The 16,111-nt window shown below is 28.9% G+C and carries 15 protein-coding genes and 1 tRNA gene; 11 read left to right on the top strand and 5 right to left on the bottom strand.

The annotated features are described in order from the left end of the window. Window positions 1-35: 35 nt before the first annotated feature. The gene (gene rnr, locus ABD715_RS06405) at window positions 36-2,225 is read left to right on the top strand and encodes a ribonuclease R (RefSeq protein WP_344787292.1); all 2,190 of its coding nucleotides are present in this window, start codon (window positions 36-38) and stop codon (window positions 2,223-2,225) included. Window positions 2,226-2,414: 189 nt separating this feature from the next. Here rnr and ABD715_RS06400 read toward each other — a convergent pair whose 3' ends face one another. Then, entirely contained in the window at window positions 2,415-3,068 is a 654-nt protein-coding gene (locus tag ABD715_RS06400) for a hypothetical protein (protein WP_344787291.1), read from the bottom strand. 204 nt (window positions 3,069-3,272) lie between these two features. Between ABD715_RS06400 and ABD715_RS06395 the strand changes: the two genes are divergently transcribed. The 4 genes from ABD715_RS06395 (at window position 3,273) to ABD715_RS06380 (ending at window position 6,537) form a co-directional block, all read left to right on the top strand. Next, window positions 3,273-4,574, top strand: a complete 1,302-nt coding sequence (locus ABD715_RS06395; protein ID WP_344787289.1) for a protein kinase — start codon at window positions 3,273-3,275, stop codon at window positions 4,572-4,574. Between the two features lie 80 nt (window positions 4,575-4,654). Beyond that, a complete protein-coding gene (locus tag ABD715_RS06390; RefSeq protein WP_344787288.1) occupies window positions 4,655-4,954 on the top strand; it encodes a heavy metal-binding domain-containing protein in 300 nt (99 codons plus the stop codon). 89 nt (window positions 4,955-5,043) lie between these two features. Next, entirely contained in the window at window positions 5,044-5,721 is a 678-nt protein-coding gene (locus ABD715_RS06385; RefSeq protein WP_344787287.1) for a head GIN domain-containing protein, read from the top strand. 120 nt (window positions 5,722-5,841) lie between these two features. Then, entirely contained in the window at window positions 5,842-6,537 is a 696-nt protein-coding gene (locus ABD715_RS06380; RefSeq protein WP_344787286.1) for a LysE family translocator, read from the top strand. 121 nt (window positions 6,538-6,658) lie between these two features. Here ABD715_RS06380 and ABD715_RS06375 read toward each other — a convergent pair. Both ABD715_RS06375 and folB read right to left on the bottom strand, forming a co-directional pair. Beyond that, a tRNA-Cys gene (locus tag ABD715_RS06375) sits at window positions 6,659-6,729 on the bottom strand. 56 nt (window positions 6,730-6,785) lie between these two features. Then, window positions 6,786-7,142 (bottom strand): dihydroneopterin aldolase, encoded by a 357-nt coding sequence (folB, locus tag ABD715_RS06370; protein ID WP_344787285.1) that lies wholly within the window; start codon window positions 7,140-7,142, stop codon window positions 6,786-6,788. A 252-nt stretch (window positions 7,143-7,394) separates the two neighbouring features. On the opposite strand from folB, the gene ABD715_RS06365 reads away from it, so the two are divergent. From ABD715_RS06365 to ABD715_RS06350, 4 genes are all read left to right on the top strand, one after another. Continuing rightward, window positions 7,395-9,395, top strand: a complete 2,001-nt coding sequence (locus ABD715_RS06365) for a glutamine--tRNA ligase/YqeY domain fusion protein (protein ID WP_344787284.1) — start codon at window positions 7,395-7,397, stop codon at window positions 9,393-9,395. A gap of 43 nt (window positions 9,396-9,438) precedes the next feature. Further along, window positions 9,439-10,194, top strand: coding sequence for an FAM151A/B family protein (locus ABD715_RS06360; protein ID WP_344787283.1), 756 nt, complete (start codon window positions 9,439-9,441; stop codon window positions 10,192-10,194). A gap of 2 nt (window positions 10,195-10,196) precedes the next feature. Then, window positions 10,197-11,711 carry a sulfatase-like hydrolase/transferase gene (locus tag ABD715_RS06355; RefSeq protein ID WP_344787282.1) on the top strand — a complete coding sequence of 505 codons (1,515 nt, stop codon included), beginning with the start codon at window positions 10,197-10,199 and terminating at the stop codon, window positions 11,709-11,711. 104 nt (window positions 11,712-11,815) lie between these two features. After that, window positions 11,816-12,970 (top strand): GNAT family N-acetyltransferase, encoded by a 1,155-nt coding sequence (locus tag ABD715_RS06350; RefSeq protein ID WP_344787281.1) that lies wholly within the window; start codon window positions 11,816-11,818, stop codon window positions 12,968-12,970. A 93-nt stretch (window positions 12,971-13,063) separates the two neighbouring features. Here ABD715_RS06350 and ABD715_RS06345 read toward each other — a convergent pair whose 3' ends face one another. Further along, the gene (locus tag ABD715_RS06345; RefSeq protein ID WP_344787280.1) at window positions 13,064-13,990 is read right to left on the bottom strand and encodes an SPFH domain-containing protein; all 927 of its coding nucleotides are present in this window, start codon (window positions 13,988-13,990) and stop codon (window positions 13,064-13,066) included. Between the two features lie 76 nt (window positions 13,991-14,066). On the opposite strand from ABD715_RS06345, the gene ABD715_RS06340 reads away from it, so the two are divergent. Further along, entirely contained in the window at window positions 14,067-14,750 is a 684-nt protein-coding gene (locus ABD715_RS06340; RefSeq protein WP_344787279.1) for a hypothetical protein, read from the top strand. 14 nt (window positions 14,751-14,764) lie between these two features. Here ABD715_RS06340 and ABD715_RS06335 read toward each other — a convergent pair whose 3' ends face one another. Then, complete coding sequence (locus ABD715_RS06335; RefSeq protein ID WP_344787278.1) at window positions 14,765-15,286, bottom strand: hypothetical protein; 522 nt, start codon at window positions 15,284-15,286, stop codon at window positions 14,765-14,767. 200 nt (window positions 15,287-15,486) lie between these two features. Here ABD715_RS06335 and ABD715_RS06330 point away from each other — a divergent pair, with 200 nt between their 5' ends. After that, on the top strand, window positions 15,487-16,086 hold the full coding sequence (locus tag ABD715_RS06330) for an MCP four helix bundle domain-containing protein (protein ID WP_344787277.1): 600 nt from the start codon (window positions 15,487-15,489) through the stop codon (window positions 16,084-16,086). Window positions 16,087-16,111: the final 25 nt, after the last annotated feature.

Here is a 16,111-nt window from a genome sequence, read left to right as displayed (position 1 = left end):
ACTACCTTAGGAAATGAATATGATTAAACAATTACATGAGTAAAAAAAGAAAAAGAAAACCTAAAAAAGGCATTTCAAATTTATCAAATACAATCTTAAGTATTTTAAAAAAAGAGAGAAATAAAACTTTTAATTACAAGCAAATAGCAGCTAAATTAGGCGTTAACGACGCTAGTAGCCGAAATCAAATTATAAAAAAACTTCGCGATTTACAAGGTAAAAAAGAAATTGAAGAAGTAGAACGTGGTAAATTTAAAGCCATTGTAAACGCCGAGTATTACACAGGTAAATTAGACTTATCTGCAAAAGGATCGGGTTATATTATATGCGATGAGTTTGTAGACGATGTTTTTATAGCATCGAATAACATTAATAAAGCATTACATGGCGACGAAGTAGAGTTTTACGTATACAAGCGTCGTAAACGTGGTAGAATGGAAGGGGAAATAACCCAAATTATTAAGCGCGAAAAAAACGAATATGTAGGTGTTATTCAATTACACGAAAAATATGCTTTTGTTATAGCAGATAGTACAAAAATGTACAAAGATATTTTTGTACCTATAAACAAAATTTTTAAAGCAGAAGATGGCGATAAAGTTTTGGTACGAATAGAAGATTGGCCAGAAAAAGCCGATTCTCCATACGGTAAAGTAATCCAGGTTTTAGGTAAACCGGGCGATCATAATACCGAGATTCATGCTATTTTAGCAGAATATGGTTTACCACACGAATTTCCGCACGAAGTAGAAGAGTTTGCTAATAAGTTAAATACTTCTATTACAGAAAAAGAGATTGCCAAGCGAAGAGATATGCGTAAAGATTTAACTTTTACCATAGATCCTAAGGACGCTAAAGATTTTGATGATGCCTTATCTTTCGAAGTTTTAGATAATGGCTTATACGAGATAGGAATTCATATAGCAGACGTATCGCATTACTTAGAAGAAGGAACTATTCTTGATGACGAAGCTTACGAGCGTGCCACATCGGTTTATTTAGTAGATAGAGTAGTACCTATGCTACCAGAAGTATTATCTAACGGAGCTTGCTCGTTACGTCCGCACGAAGAAAAATATACCTTTTCTGCAGTATTTCAAATAAACGATAAAGCCGAAATTAAAAACCAATGGTTTGGTCGCACTGTAACTTATAGCGATGCACGTTATGCTTACGAAGAAGCTCAAGCAGTTATAGAATCTAAAACAAACGAAATTCCTGCATCAGTTTCTTTAACAGGAAAAGCTTATAAAACCGATCAACAATTAGCAGATGCCATTTTAAAAATGGATCAATTAGCTAAAATTATGAGAGGTCGTCGCATGCAATCTGGTGCACTATCTTTTGATAAAGTTGAAGTAAAATTTAATTTAGACGAGCAAGCAAATCCGGTAGGCGTATTTTTTAAAACCAGTATGGATGCTAATAAACTTATAGAAGAGTTTATGCTATTGGCAAACCGTAAAGTATCAGAATTTATAGGAAAGCAAGACCCTAAAAAAACATTTATATACAGAACACACGACGAACCAGACGATAGTAAATTAGCTAATTTACAAGGTATTGTATCTAAATTTGGATATAAACTTAATTTTAAAGACCGTAAAACAACAGCATCTTCGCTTAATAATTTATTAAAAGAAGTAAATGGTACAAAAGAGCAAAACTTGGTTGATACCCTTACTATAAGAAGTATGAGTAAAGCCGAATATACCACACATAACATTGGGCATTACGGTTTAGCATTCGATTATTATAGTCATTTTACATCTCCAATTCGTCGTTATCCAGACGTTATAGCACACCGTTTATTACAACATTATTTAGATGGCGGAAAATCTGTAAACGAAGATCTTTACGAAGAAAAATGCCAACACTCTAGCAACATGGAAGGTTTAGCAACTCGTGCCGAAAGAGATTCTATAAAATACATGCAAATTAAATTTATGCAAGATCATAAAGACGAAGAATTTGTAGGTGTAATTTCTGGAGTAACAGACTGGGGTATTTATGTAGAAATAATATCTAATAAATGCGAAGGTATGGTAAGTGTACGCGACATGAAAGACGATCATTACACATTCGATCAAGATATTTATGCTATGGTTGGCAAAGACTCAAAAATAACCTATCAACTTGGAGACGAAGTTGTTGTAAAAGTTAAAAATACAGATTTAGTTAAAAAACATCTCGATTTTAATTTAATAGGCAAACCAGAAAACTAATACAAAATAAAGCATTTAGTAAAACTAGCAAATAAAAACAAAAGCCATAAACTATTAGCGTCTATGGCTTTTTTTTATATAAAATTAATTTGGGCGTTATCACAAGGGTCGGGCTTTACACTATATATTTTTTTAGAAAAAAAAAGATGTCGTTTCAATCCCTAACGCGATAACTAGGTAAATTGGGGTTTAATTTAAAATAACTAGAAAAGTACCTCCTTCATTATCACTTAATGTACCATGGCCTGTATACCAATTTCCTGAATAAGTGGCGTTTGCACCAGTTACCAAAGATCCAGATAAAGATAGTTCAGATCCAGAATTATAAGCATAATCAGTTGTAATAGTAGTTCCATCCATAATCCAAGTTCCTGTTGCAAAATCAGGATTAGTTACACTATGCGCTCTAATCAGTAAAGTTCCATCTGTAATAAATTCTAATTCAAAAAAATGACTATTATCATAAGTGCCTGTAAAAATACCTTGAAAAGGGTTATTTATAGTTATATTTTCTACAATTTGTCCGCTACTATTAGCAACTATTACTTCTACATTATGTGTACCAATAGGTAAATCTTTAGTCCAACTTAAAGTACCAGAAGTATTAATGTTTAAACCTGTAATAGGCGAACCTAAACTAATGCTTCCGGTATTACCATTCCAATTAATGGTTGGTGTAAGCGAATTTCCAGCTTCAAAAAATGTAGCGTCTAAAACAATGTTTGAATAATTTATAGTAGGAAGATCTACTTTTGCAGAATCGTCGTCGCTACTACAAGAAGAAAAAGTTAAAAATAAAAAGGCTAGTAAAGTAATTTTAGACAAGTAAATTAAATGTTTCATAATGTTTGTTTTTTTTCAAAATTAGAAACTTTCAGTTCTTTTTATTTATTCTATTCCTCCAAAGTAATAAGGTGTTTTCACCCTTTTTAAGGTTTATTAATTTTTATAATTGAGCTATTATTTCATTTTATATAATTACAAAATAGGGTAGTAGTGCCTATTTTGTGTAATAATAGTTAAGTTTGTACACTTAATAATTTAAGTATGATGCAAGTTTTAAACGATTTAAAATCGGGAAAATTAAAAGGGTCTAAAACATTAAAATTATCCTGTGGTTTAACAACTTTTCCAGAAGAGATATTAACACTTGCTAGTACTTTGGAAGTTTTAGATTTATCAGACAATAATTTGTCTACACTACCAGATAGTATTGCAGAATTAAAACAATTACGAATCATTTTTTTTGCACGTAATAAGTTTACCGAGTTTCCGTCTGTATTAGCAAAATGTCCTAATTTAAATATGGTTGGTTTTAAAACCAATCAAATAAAAAAAGTACCAGAACATGCATTTCCACCAAAACTAAATTGGCTTATTTTAACAGATAATAAAATAAAAAAATTACCAAAAAGTATAGGTAATAGTACATGGCTTCAAAAATGTGCTTTAGCAGGAAATTTAATAGAAGAGCTGCCAGTAGAAATGTCTAATTGCGTTAATTTAGAACTTTTAAGAGTTTCTGCAAATCAACTTAAAACTATACCTAATTGGTTATTCGAGTTACCAAAATTATCTTGGGTAGCATTTGGTGGTAATCCTGCAGCATATCAAATTACAAAAAAGAATAATTTAGAGTCGTTTTTTTGGCAAGATTTTAAGGTAAAAGAACTTTTAGGCGAAGGCGCATCGGGTTTTATATATAAAGCAAATTGGATTTCTAAAAACCAAGATGTAGCCATTAAGGTTTTTAAAGGCGCAGTAACCAGCGACGGTTTACCAGAAGTAGAAATGGAGATAGCTATAGCAGCTGGTAATCATCAAAATTTAATTCCAATTTTAGGTAAAATTAAAGAGCATCCAGAAGATAAAAGTGGTTTAGTAATGCAACTTATTACTTCAAATTATATAAATTTAGGAAATCCGCCAAGCTTAAAAACCTGTACACGAGATACGTTTAATGCTAGTTGTACTTTTACAGAAAAAGAGTTATTAAGTATAGGTAAAAGTATAGCCTCTGTTTGCCAGCAATTACATAGAAAAGGCATTAATCATGGCGATTTATATGCACATAATATTTTAATAAATAGTAATGCAGAATCGCTTTTAGGCGATTTTGGAGCAGCCTCATTTTATAATGTAAATACTACTACTGCTAAAAATATTGAGCGTGTAGAAGTAAGAGCTTATGGTTGTTTACTAGAAGATATTTTTAATCTAGTAGATAAAACCAAACTTAATAACGCTAGTATTATTAAGTGGCAAGAATTAATAGAAAATTGTACAATACCAAATGTAAAAAAGCGTTTTAACTTCTCAGAAATTTCAGAAACATTAAACGCATTTTAAACTACTTTAAGTAAGTTTTTTTGGTATAAACTGTAACAATTTTATAATTTATCTTACTAGTAAGATAAATTATAAAACTTATGATACTAACAACAACAAACTCTATAGAAAACCATAATATTAAAGATTACTTAGGTATTGTAACAGGTGTAGATGTAAATATGCCAAAAGCAACACTAAGCTTTAATATGCAGAAATACTACGAATCTTACGAAAATAAAATTAACGAGGTTAAAGAAGCAGCTTTTCAAAAGCTAAAAAATAATGCTGTTAAATTACAAGCAAATGCGGTAGTTGGCATTTCGGTCGATGTAGAAACATCTGCAACAACAGGTTTAATTATGGTATCTATAACCGGAACCGCAGTAAAAGTATCTTAAAATTAGTGTTTTATTATAAAGTTTTGCTAAAGTGAATAGCAACGGAATAATTATTGATAATTTTACATTAAAATTAAAAACATAGCTTAATGAAAACACTTGTTAAAGTATTAGTACTGTTTGTAACTACAGTAGTTTTTTCGCAAAAACAAATAGAAAAAACAGTTGGAGATTTTAAAGAAATTAAGGTTTACGATTTAATAGAGGTAGAGCTTGTTAAAGCAAACGAGAATAAGGTAGTAATAACAGGAAAAAATATTGATGACGTACTAATTAATAATAAAAATGGCACGTTAAAAATAAAAATGAATTTAGGTGAAGCATACGATGGTAACCAAACCAAAGTTACTTTATATTATACTTTATTGGACGTTATAGATGTTAACGAAGGTGCTTACGTACACTCTAAAGATACGCTTAAACAATTTGAAGTAGCTTTAAATGCTCAAGAAGGCGGAAAAATAAAAGTAAATGTAGATGTAGACTATCTTAATATTAGGTCTGTAACAGGAGCAAATGTAAAAGCCTCTGGTAAAGCAAAAAATCAAGACATTTCTATTTTTACAGGCGGTGTTTATGGAGGTAAAAATCTTAAATCAGATTTTACAGATGTTTCTATACGTATTGCTGGCGAGGCACATGTAAATGCAAAGACACTAGTAAATGCTAAGGTTAGGGCAGGAGGCGATATTTACATATATGGCAATCCAGAACGTGTAGACGAGAGTAAAGTACTTGGTGGACGTATTAAACGTGTAGAAGAGTAAATAAAAATTATAAATAGAAAATTAAAACCACTTATACAGTGGTTTTTTTTATATTTTAATAGTAGTCTAGCTACAAGGGTTTAAAATATTTCTTTTCTTTGTGTAAAGATCAATAAAAATATGTTTGATGATATTTTAACAGCAATTCCTTTTGGTATAATACTCGCTTTTACCATTGGTCCAGTTTTTTTTGTTCTTTTAGAAACCAGTGCAACCAAAGGCTTTAGAAGCGCTTTAATTTTCGATTTAGGTGTTATTCTTGCCGATATTATTTTTATTGTAATAGCCTTTTACAGCACCAATAGTTTAAGAGGTAAAATAAAAGACGACCCTAGTTTTTTAATTTTTGGTGGTGCTTTACTTATTGTTTATGGTATAATATCGTTTGTAAAAACATCAAAATCTTTTAGAACTATAGTAAAAGAATATCATAAAGTAGAAATACAAAAAGACTACGGTAAACTATTTATAAAAGGCTTTCTACTAAATTTTATTAATATAGGTGTATTATTAGGTTGGTTAGGTTTTATAGTACTTGGCGACTCTTTAACAACATCAAAAAACGGAGAATTGGTTTTTATAGCCACCATGCTAACCTCTTATTTTATAGCCGATATTTTTAAAATTTTAGCAGCAAAACGTTTAAAAGATAAACTAACACCACGCCTTATTTTTAAAACAAAAAAAATAATATCTCTTGTTATTTTAGGCTTTGGTATACTATTACTTTCTCAAGGATTATTTCCAGAAACTTACGAAAAGAATAAAGAAAAACTAGAAAAAATAAATCCTATAAAAGATAAATTGGCAGTATAAAAACCTTTTTGTTTAAGCTTAATGTATTAAAAATAAAGCTTAATAATACTAAAATACACCTTAAAAAGGTAAGCTATAAAAATAAAAAAAACCTCCAAGTAATTAACTTAAAGGTTTTTAGAGGTGTCGAGCAGATTCGAACTGCTGTAGATGGTGTTGCAGACCACTGCCTAGCCACTCGGCCACGACACCGTAATTGTTTTGCAAATGTAAAAAAAAATATGACTTTTCAATACATTTAATAATTTTTAACGTTTATCTGTCATTTTTATGGTAACACGTTGCACATCTCCACCAATTGGCGGGTTTAATTTACTAACCCAAACTGTCGCTTTTTTAACCAATTTATCCTCTTTAAAAATCCTGTTTAAAATACGTTTAGCCACAGTTTCCAGTAGGTGCGAAGCCACATTCATTTCCTCTTTTATAATTCTATTAAGTAACACATAATCAACTGTATCACTTAATTTATCAGACTCAGCAGACGGTTGTAAATCTGACTTAACCTCTAAATCTACACGGTAATCACTACCAATTTTAGTCTCCTCTTTTAAACACCCATGATATGCAAACACACGAATGTTTTCAACTTTAATAATTCCCATTTTAATATATATTAAATTATTTTGGGCGTTCCAGCTCCTAAGGTCGCTGTCGGGCTTTTCGCTATATCTTTTTTGAGAAAAACAAAAAAGGATGTCGCTACAATCCCTAACGCACATACTCGCCAATAAAAGCCTAAACCAAAAAAGTTTTAATTAAATTAAAATTTGTTAGACTTCTTATCTATAGAATAGACCAAAAATAACTTGAATTTCCGTAATTTTGAAGCTTATTTATAGAAATAAATACGAAGTATGTCTGAAGAAAGAAAATCACTCAATTTTTTAGAGCAAATTATAGAAGAAGATTTATCGAATGGTATGTCTCAAGATAAACTACGCTTTCGTTTTCCGCCAGAACCAAATGGGTACTTACATATTGGGCACACTAAAGCTATAGGTATAAGTTTTGGTTTAGGCGAAAAATATAATGCACCAGTAAATCTTCGTTTTGACGATACCAACCCAGCCAAAGAAGAACAAGAATATGTAGATGCTATAAAAGAAGATATAGCTTGGTTAGGTTATAAATGGGATAAAGAATTATATTCTTCAGATTATTTCCAGCAACTTTACGATTGGACAATAGATTTAATTAAAGAAGGTAAAGCCTATGTAGACTCGCAAAGTAGCGAAGCTATGGCAGAGCAAAAAGGAACACCAACACAACCAGGTGTAGATGGCCCTTATAGAAATAGAACTGTAGCAGAAAACCTAGATTTATTCGATAGAATGAAAAAAGGAGAATTTGATGAAGGTGAACATATTTTGCGTGCCAAAATAGACATGCAACATGTTAATATGCTAATGCGAGATCCTATTATTTATCGTGTATTAAAAAAACATCATCATAGAACAGGTAACGATTGGTGTATTTACCCAATGTACGATTGGACACATGGCGAAAGCGATTATATAGAACAAATATCTCACTCCTTATGTTCTTTAGAATTTAAGCCACATAGAGAACTTTACGATTGGTTTTTAGATCAAGTAGTAAACACTAATAAACTTAGGCCAAAGCAACGCGAATTTGCTCGCTTAAATTTAAGTTATACCATAATGAGCAAACGTAAGTTACTTAAATTGGTAGAAGAAGGCGTGGTTTCTGGATGGGACGATCCACGTATGCCAACCATTTCTGGTTTGCGTCGTCGTGGTTATACACCAGCTGCTATTAGAAAATTTGTAGAAACCGTAGGTGTTGCAAAACGAGATAATGTTATAGATGTATCGCTTTTAGAATTTTGTATTCGAGAAGATTTAAATAAAACTGCGCCAAGAGTTATGGCGGTTTTAAATCCTTTAAAAGTTGTTATTACTAATTATCCAGAAGACAAAGAAGAGTGGTTTGATGCAGAAAACAATCAAGAAGACGCTGCAGCTGGTTTTAGAAAAGTACCTTTTTCTAGAGAAATTTATATAGAAAAAGAAGATTTTAAAGAAGAAGCTAGTAACAAGTTTTTTAGGTTAAAATTAGGAGGCGAAGTACGATTAAAAAACGCATACATTATAAAAGCAGAAAGCGTTGTAAAAGATGCTAATGGTAACGTAACAGAAGTACATTGTACATACTCTAACGATACAGCAAAACGTGTAAAGGGGACCTTGCATTGGGTATCTATTAAACATGCAGTAAAAGCAGAGGTTAGAGAATACGATCGTTTATTTATAGACGAAGCGCCAGATAGCCATCAAGACAAAGATTTTATGGATTTTATAAATCCTAAATCTTTAAATATTGTAGAAGCCTTTGTAGAACCTAGTTTGGTAGATGCTAAAAAAGCAGATCGTTTTCAGTTTCAACGTTTAGGATATTTTAATGTCGATATAGAATCTACTTCAAGTAAATTAGTATTTAATAAAATAGTTGGTTTACGCGATTCTTGGGCAAAACAAAAGCCTAAACCACAACAAAATCAACCTATAAAAGGTAATAATAATAAGCAACAACCTCAAAGAAAAGCTATCGATGTTATTCAAAAATTAGGAAAAAAATATACAAACTTACCAGAAGTAAAACAGCTTAAAGTTAGAGAAGAAATTTTAGAACTTGCCCAAAATGTAAATTACGACGAGGTACAACCTCTTTTTAATACAGCTGTTAAAAAAGTAGGAACACGTATAGCGGTAGCCCTTATTTTAAATGTTTTAATTAAAAACGGACAAGATAAAAACGATGATGTAAATGCTTTTATAGAAAAAGCTTTAGAAGATAAAAATGAGTTATTAGTTGCAGAGGCAAAAGCCATTTAGAGGTATACATTTAGGTTATTTTTATTTTAGTAACTTTAAAAAAATGAAAACACATAAGTTATTTAAAGTTAGCCTTAAACTCCTTTTTTCTTTTTTATTAGTACTTGTAGTGTATACTTTTTGTCCTTATAAACTTGATTTTTTAGGACATTATAATAAAGTTTGGGCTCATAGAGCAAATAGCATAGAAAAATTAAATTCAGCTTTAAACTATTACGGTGGTGTAGAGCTGGATTTAGTTTATAATACAGAAAATAACTTTTTTGATGTTAATCATCCACCTTCTAAATCACACGATTTAAAATTCGAAACTTACATTCAAGGTCTTAAAAAACCAGAAAGATTAAAAGGCATTTGGTTAGATATAAAAAATTTAAACAAAGAAAATGCATCAGCTATTTTATATAAAATAATTAAAATTTTAGATAGTAAAAACATTAAATATCAAAGTGTTTTAATAGAAACACGATATCCAGAAGCTTTACCTATTTTTACAAAAATGGGGTTTAAAACCAGTTATTACTTACCTTATAAATTATACCAAAAAAATGATAAAGAATTAAAAAATACTGTTTTTAAAATAAATCAAATTTTAAAAAATCAACCAAATATAGCAATCTCTTCAAGTTATAAAGATTATACTATTATGCATCAATATTTTCCAGATACACCTAAGTATTTTTGGGATTTAGTTTGGCCTATAAATATAGATTTTCTTTTAACTAGAAGAATTTTAAAAGACAAAACTGTAAAAATTGTTTTGGTGCATTATTTTGCTTTTAAAGGGAATAGATTTTAAATATGAATACACTAAAAAAGTATAAAAAAATTATTGTATTTCATTTAGTTTTAAATATTCTATTTGCTTTATTTATTACAGTTTCATCTTACTATCATATTCCTTTAAACTCAGTAAAATCTAAATTTATGTACTTTATACATTTATGTATTGTACAAGGTACTTTTGCAAGTATACTTTATTTTTTGTCGCTTAATAGGGCGATTTTTAAAGTACTATTTACTACTCTTTTTTTTATTTTAGGTTGTATTAGTTTTTGGACTTTTAGTATTAATATTTCTACATCTGCTACACTTATAGAGGCTGCATTAACAACCAAACCTTATATAATTTTAGATTTAATATCTGTACAGTTTGTTTTATTTTTAGTGATGCTTTTAGTAGTATTAAAAATAATTTTTAAGCTTTATAAAAGTGTAAAACCATTACAAGGTATTAGCTTATTTTTACCACTTAGTTGTTTGCTATTTGTTTTGTTTTTTTGGGCAGATAGTAAAAGAAGACACAGCTTTAGATCTAAATTACCCTATTCTTTTTTTTATGCTTTTAACGAAAGTTTTAACAAGGTTAATCAACCATTAAAAACAATTAATAAGCAGCTTACTACTACTAATTTTAATAAACTTAATGTTGTTTTTGTACTTGGCGAATCTTTAAGAGCAGACCATTTAGGAATAAATGGTTATGCGAGAACCACAACACCTTTACTTTCTAAAAGAGATAATGTAGTTAGTTATAATAATATTTTTACTAATAAAACAAACACTGCTTTAAGTGTACCTTGTATTTTAACAGATAAAAGTATTTATAGCACTTCTAAAGACTCTATTAGCTCTATTTATAATATTTATAATGCTTTTAATGTGCCAACATATTGGATAGGAAATCAGTTGTTAGAATCTAGTTATAAACAAATTGTTAATACCAATAAAGAGGTTGTAATTATTGATAAATTAAAATCGTATTGGAGTATTGGTAAAAAGCAAGATTTAGAATTATTAAAAGCATTTAATACACGTTTTAATAACAATGCTTATGGTTTATATACACTACACATGATTGGGAGCCATTGGTGGTACGAAGATAAATACACCAACGAATTTAGGCAATATAAACCTGTTGTAAATAGCAAATACATTCCATCATTAACAAAAGAACAAATAATAAACTCTTACGATAATACTATTTTATATTTAGATTATTTTTTAAACGAATTAATTAAAAAATTAGAAAAAAGTAATCAACCTACCGTTTTAATTTATTTATCAGACCATGGAGAATCTCTTGGAGAAAATGGACAGTGGTTACATTCTCATACCAAAGCCTTAACCAAACCGGGCATGTTGGTTTGGTATTCTAATCAATTTAAAGCCATGTATCCAGATAAGGTAAAAGCTATTTATTCTAATAAAAATAAAACTTTAACAACAGATATTTTGTTTCATAGTTTATCTAATTTGGTAAATAAAGACAGTGTAAATTTCAATATAAACCAAAGTATATTTTATTCTAAATAACTTTATAAAGTATTTTTAAGTTATTTACATACATAAAAACAAATTTTGTAATTAATTAATATATTTAAAGACTGAGGTGTTAACTTCGGTCTTTTATTTTTAAAGTGAAAACATACCAAATTTATTCTTCTGTTAAAGAGCTTCCAAAATCATGGGACACTATAACCCATCACGATACTTTTTTACAATCTGATTATTTTGAAGCTTTAGAAAAATCTTCGCCAAGTAATATTCAATTTTATTATGTTGGTGTTTTTAATAAAGATATTTTGGTGGGTGTTGTTGTAATACAACGCGTGCAATTGTATTTAAAAGATATGTTTAGAAAAACATCTGTTTCATGTTTAAAAACTTTTTTTAGAGATCTTGTTTCAAAAGTATTAAAAGGAAACATATTAGTGGTTGGTAACTTAATGCATACAGGCCAACACGGTATGTTTTATCAACCTAAAAAGATATCTCAAGTAGAATATCTTAAAATTGTTTTTAAAGCTTTAAATACGCTTAAAATAAGAATTGAAAAATCTCAAAAAAAAACCATTAGGGTTATTATGCTTAAAGATTTTTTTATGGATGATATGCTGCATAGCCATAAAGATACTTTTAAAATAAACAAACTGCATAATGTTTTTGTACAACCAAATATGATTATGCAAGTTAAACCAGAATGGTTAAAAATAGAAGATTATATATCTAGTTTAAATAAAAAATATAGATCGCGATATAAACGTGCTAAAAAGAAATTAGGCACAGTAAATTGTAAAGAATTAAATTTAGAAGGTATTAAAAGTAATTCTGCAAAGCTTCATCAATTATATTTAAATGTATCTAACAATGCTAAGTTTAATACGTTTATACTTCCAGAATATCATTTTTATCATTTAAAACAACATTTAAAAACAAAATTTAAGGTTTTTGGCTATTATTTAAATGATGAATTAATTGGGTTTTATACTCTTATTTTAAATGATGAATTTTTAGAAACGTATTTTTTGGGTTATGATACAAAATACCAATACCAAAATCAGTTGTATTTAAATATGCTTTACGATATGGCTAAGTTTGCTATAGATAATAAATATATTAAAATTATTTACGCACGTACAGCCATGGAAATTAAAAGCTCGGTAGGAGCAAAGCCTAAAGCTATGAGTATGTATATAAAACATACTAATGGTTTTGTAAACATTGTTTTAAAACAGGTTTTTAAATTTATGAATCCTACTCAAAATTGGCAAGAGCGTCATCCTTTTAAATAAATCTAAATTAATAATAAAAAAAGACCAATTAGTTTTAAAACTAATTGGTCTTAATATTGTTTAAGCTAAAATACTTTTAGCTTAAAGTAAGAACTATTCTTCTTTTGTTTTCTTTTTCTGGTTTTTCATAGATTCTCCAATTTGGTTACTTGCAGTAAAACTAGCAACCATATCGTTTAGCATATTACTACCTGCTTGTGGCGAATTTGGTAATAAAATTAAGTTACTGTTTGTTTCGCTACCAATAGCTTGTAATGTGTCGTAATGTTGTGTAACAACAATAAGAGCAGAAGCTTCTTGGCTGTTAATACCAACTCTATTTAAAACATCTACAGACTCTTCTAATCCTCGTGCAATTTCTCTACGTTGGTCTGCAATACCTTGACCTTGTAAACGTTTACTTTCTGCTTCTGCTTTTGCTTTTTCTACAATTAATATACGTTGTGCATCACCTTCGTATTGTGCAGCTGTTTTTTCTCTATCGGCAGCATTAATACGGTTCATAGCTTCTTTTACCTGCGCATCTGGATCTATATCTGTTACCAAGGTTTTTATAATGTCGTATCCATAGTTTTGCATAGCATCATTTAATTCGGTTTTAACAGCTATGGCAATATCATCTTTTTTTAAGAAAACATCATCTAAAATCATTTTTGGTACTTCGGCACGTACTACATCAAAAACATAACTTGTTATTTGATCGTGTGGATAGTCTAATTTATAAAAAGCATCTTCAACTTTGTCTTTTATTACTTTGTATTGTACAGATACTTTTAAACGTACAAATACATCGTCTTTAGTTTTGGTTTCTACAATAACATCTAGTTGTTGAATTTTTAAACTTAAGCGACCAGAAATTCGGTCTACTAAAGGAATTTTTAATTGTAATCCCGAATGACGAATGCTTTGAAATTTACCAAATCGCTCTATAATTGCAGCGGTTTGTTGTTTTACGGTAAAGAGGCCAGATATTAAAATAAATAGCCCTAAAAGAATAAAAATAATTGAAAAAATAGGCATAATAAATAATTAAAAAGGTTAGAAAATTAAGATACTAAAATTATACTATATTTGGTTGTTTATAACTTTAACTTATATGAAATATAATAGAATTTACCTATTAGTAGCTCTAAGCCTTTGTTTTGTTACAAAAAGTTTTTCGCAAAAGGGAAATTACGATATTGTTAATGGTATTGGTTTTTTTGGTGGAATAACTAAAGTAAACTTAGATACAGATAATTTTATTACCAAAGATAGCGATGGTTTTATAGGTGGATTAACTGCTACTGTAGAGATACCACATCGTTGGTATAATATGAGTTTTGGTATGCAACTCTCTGAAAGTAAGATTGGTATTTTAGCTAGACCAACAGCGTCTAGTACTGCAAACCAATTTATAGATTATAAACTTTTTGCTGCTCAAGTGGCTTTAATGGGACATATAAAATTAGCTGGAGAATATGTAACCTTAGACGTAGGACCCATGTTACAATACAATAGTAAATTAGAGTTTAACGATAAGGCCCAAGAAGATTATTTTATTAATAATTACAATAATTTATTAGCTAAAGATATTAGCGAAATTTCTAATTTTAATTTAAATGGGGCTGTGGGAATTACTGCTGGTTATAAATTTTTAAAATTGAGAGCTCACTATATCTATGGGTTTACAAATATTTTAAATAAGCTTGAAAACGAAAATATAGATACCACTGGTGGCAATGCTCGTTTTAAAGGAAACTTATCTATGCTTGTTTTTGGAGCTATGCTTTCTTTTTAATTTAAAAAGTTGTTTTAAAGACGTTTACTTTGTTCTTGCATGTGTTTTTTTATCCTTCTTTCTACTCTGTCTGTAAAGAATGTCTCATAACCGCTAGCTTCTATAGTATGGTCAGATATTTCTATACCAAAGGCTTCTGCAATTGTTTTTTCAACTCTTTTTTTCTTAGAAAGTGTATTTTCTGTTTTAGCGTTATCTAATAAATTTAATTGATTAGAAATATATAATTTAATGTCTTTATCTAAAACTTTAAGTTGCTTTGCTGTGGCATAATCTTTTAGTCTTTTTGGTAACTCGTTTTCTAAGTAATCAGAAATAACATTTATAGAAATTTGAAGTATTTCACTTTGACTCTCTTTTTCTTTTTTCTCTTTATTTAAATGCTCTATTTTTTTTAAATTTTCTTCTTCAAGCATTTTTTTCTCAAGAGTATTTTCTCTTCTAATCTGCTTATTAGTAACTATTAATTTCATTATAACAGCTACTAAGCCAAGAATAGCTGCAATAAGGCCAATAAAAGTTACATAGTTCTCCAAAGTTTCATTTATTTTAATGCATAATAAGTATAGATTGTTAAACGAAAGTAGTTTAAAATATTTATAAATTAAAATTTATATAATGCTTTATTTCAGTGTTTTATATAGATGTATGTCTTGCTTATAAAACTTTGTAATATATGTTATATGGCGTTTTTTGTATATTAGTAGTTGGTTTAACCTTTAAAAATTAATAAAAAATGGTTTTCTACAATAAGCTAAAATGGATACTTGGCATTCTTATGGTTTTTGTTTTAATAGTTGCCACAAACTTAATTGATAAAAACAATTTTATTCGAGTTCGTGATTCTGTTGTTACTATTTACGAAGACCGATTAATTGCTAATGATTTAATTTTTGAAATGCAAAAATCTGTTCAGCAAAAAGAATTGGCTGTAGCAGTATCAGATTCTATTTTTTTTAATAATGAAAACGAAAAAATTAGTAATAATTTAAAATCTTTAGTTAATAAGTTCGAGAAAACAAAATTGACGCCAAAAGAAAGAGGTGTGTTTAACGATTTAAAGAATAATGTACAGTATTTATTGGACGCCGAAAATCAACTTTTAAATTCGCAATACAGTAACAATTCTAAAGTTCTTAATTATATAAAAAATTTAAAAATAAATCTTGATGATTTATCAAAAATTCAGTTAACTGAAGGAAGGAGGCAAATGTCAATTAGTAAACGTGCTATTGATACTGTAGAATTATTTACCCAAATAGAAATTTATTTCTTGGTTTTTCTAGCTATTATAATTCAAATTATTGTCATGTATAATCCTAAAGAAAAGGAGTAAAGTAGACTTTTTTTTGGATTTAATT

The organism is Postechiella marina (assembly GCF_039538365.1).
GTDB lineage: Bacteria > Bacteroidota > Bacteroidia > Flavobacteriales > Flavobacteriaceae > Postechiella > Postechiella marina.
This window is presented reverse-complemented; position numbering and strand designations above follow the sequence as displayed.

What these genes read in the sequence shown, in the direction of transcription:
- ABD715_RS06330 (WP_344787277.1), top strand. Translation starts at nt 15,487, where the DNA reads ATGGTTTTCTACAATAAGCTAAAATGGATACTTGGCATTCTTATGGTT.
- ABD715_RS06400 (WP_344787291.1), bottom strand. Translation starts at nt 3,068, where the DNA reads ATGAAACATTTAATTTACTTGTCTAAAATTACTTTACTAGCCTTTTTA.
- ABD715_RS06355 (WP_344787282.1), top strand. Translation starts at nt 10,197, where the DNA reads ATGAATACACTAAAAAAGTATAAAAAAATTATTGTATTTCATTTAGTT.
- ABD715_RS06380 (WP_344787286.1), top strand. Translation starts at nt 5,842, where the DNA reads ATGTTTGATGATATTTTAACAGCAATTCCTTTTGGTATAATACTCGCT.
- rnr (WP_344787292.1), top strand. Translation starts at nt 36, where the DNA reads ATGAGTAAAAAAAGAAAAAGAAAACCTAAAAAAGGCATTTCAAATTTA.
- ABD715_RS06345 (WP_344787280.1), bottom strand. Translation starts at nt 13,990, where the DNA reads ATGCCTATTTTTTCAATTATTTTTATTCTTTTAGGGCTATTTATTTTA.
- ABD715_RS06385 (WP_344787287.1), top strand. Translation starts at nt 5,044, where the DNA reads ATGAAAACACTTGTTAAAGTATTAGTACTGTTTGTAACTACAGTAGTT.
- ABD715_RS06365 (WP_344787284.1), top strand. Translation starts at nt 7,395, where the DNA reads ATGTCTGAAGAAAGAAAATCACTCAATTTTTTAGAGCAAATTATAGAA.
- ABD715_RS06340 (WP_344787279.1), top strand. Translation starts at nt 14,067, where the DNA reads ATGAAATATAATAGAATTTACCTATTAGTAGCTCTAAGCCTTTGTTTT.
- folB (WP_344787285.1), bottom strand. Translation starts at nt 7,142, where the DNA reads ATGGGAATTATTAAAGTTGAAAACATTCGTGTGTTTGCATATCATGGG.
- ABD715_RS06390 (WP_344787288.1), top strand. Translation starts at nt 4,655, where the DNA reads ATGATACTAACAACAACAAACTCTATAGAAAACCATAATATTAAAGAT.
- ABD715_RS06395 (WP_344787289.1), top strand. Translation starts at nt 3,273, where the DNA reads ATGATGCAAGTTTTAAACGATTTAAAATCGGGAAAATTAAAAGGGTCT.
- ABD715_RS06360 (WP_344787283.1), top strand. Translation starts at nt 9,439, where the DNA reads ATGAAAACACATAAGTTATTTAAAGTTAGCCTTAAACTCCTTTTTTCT.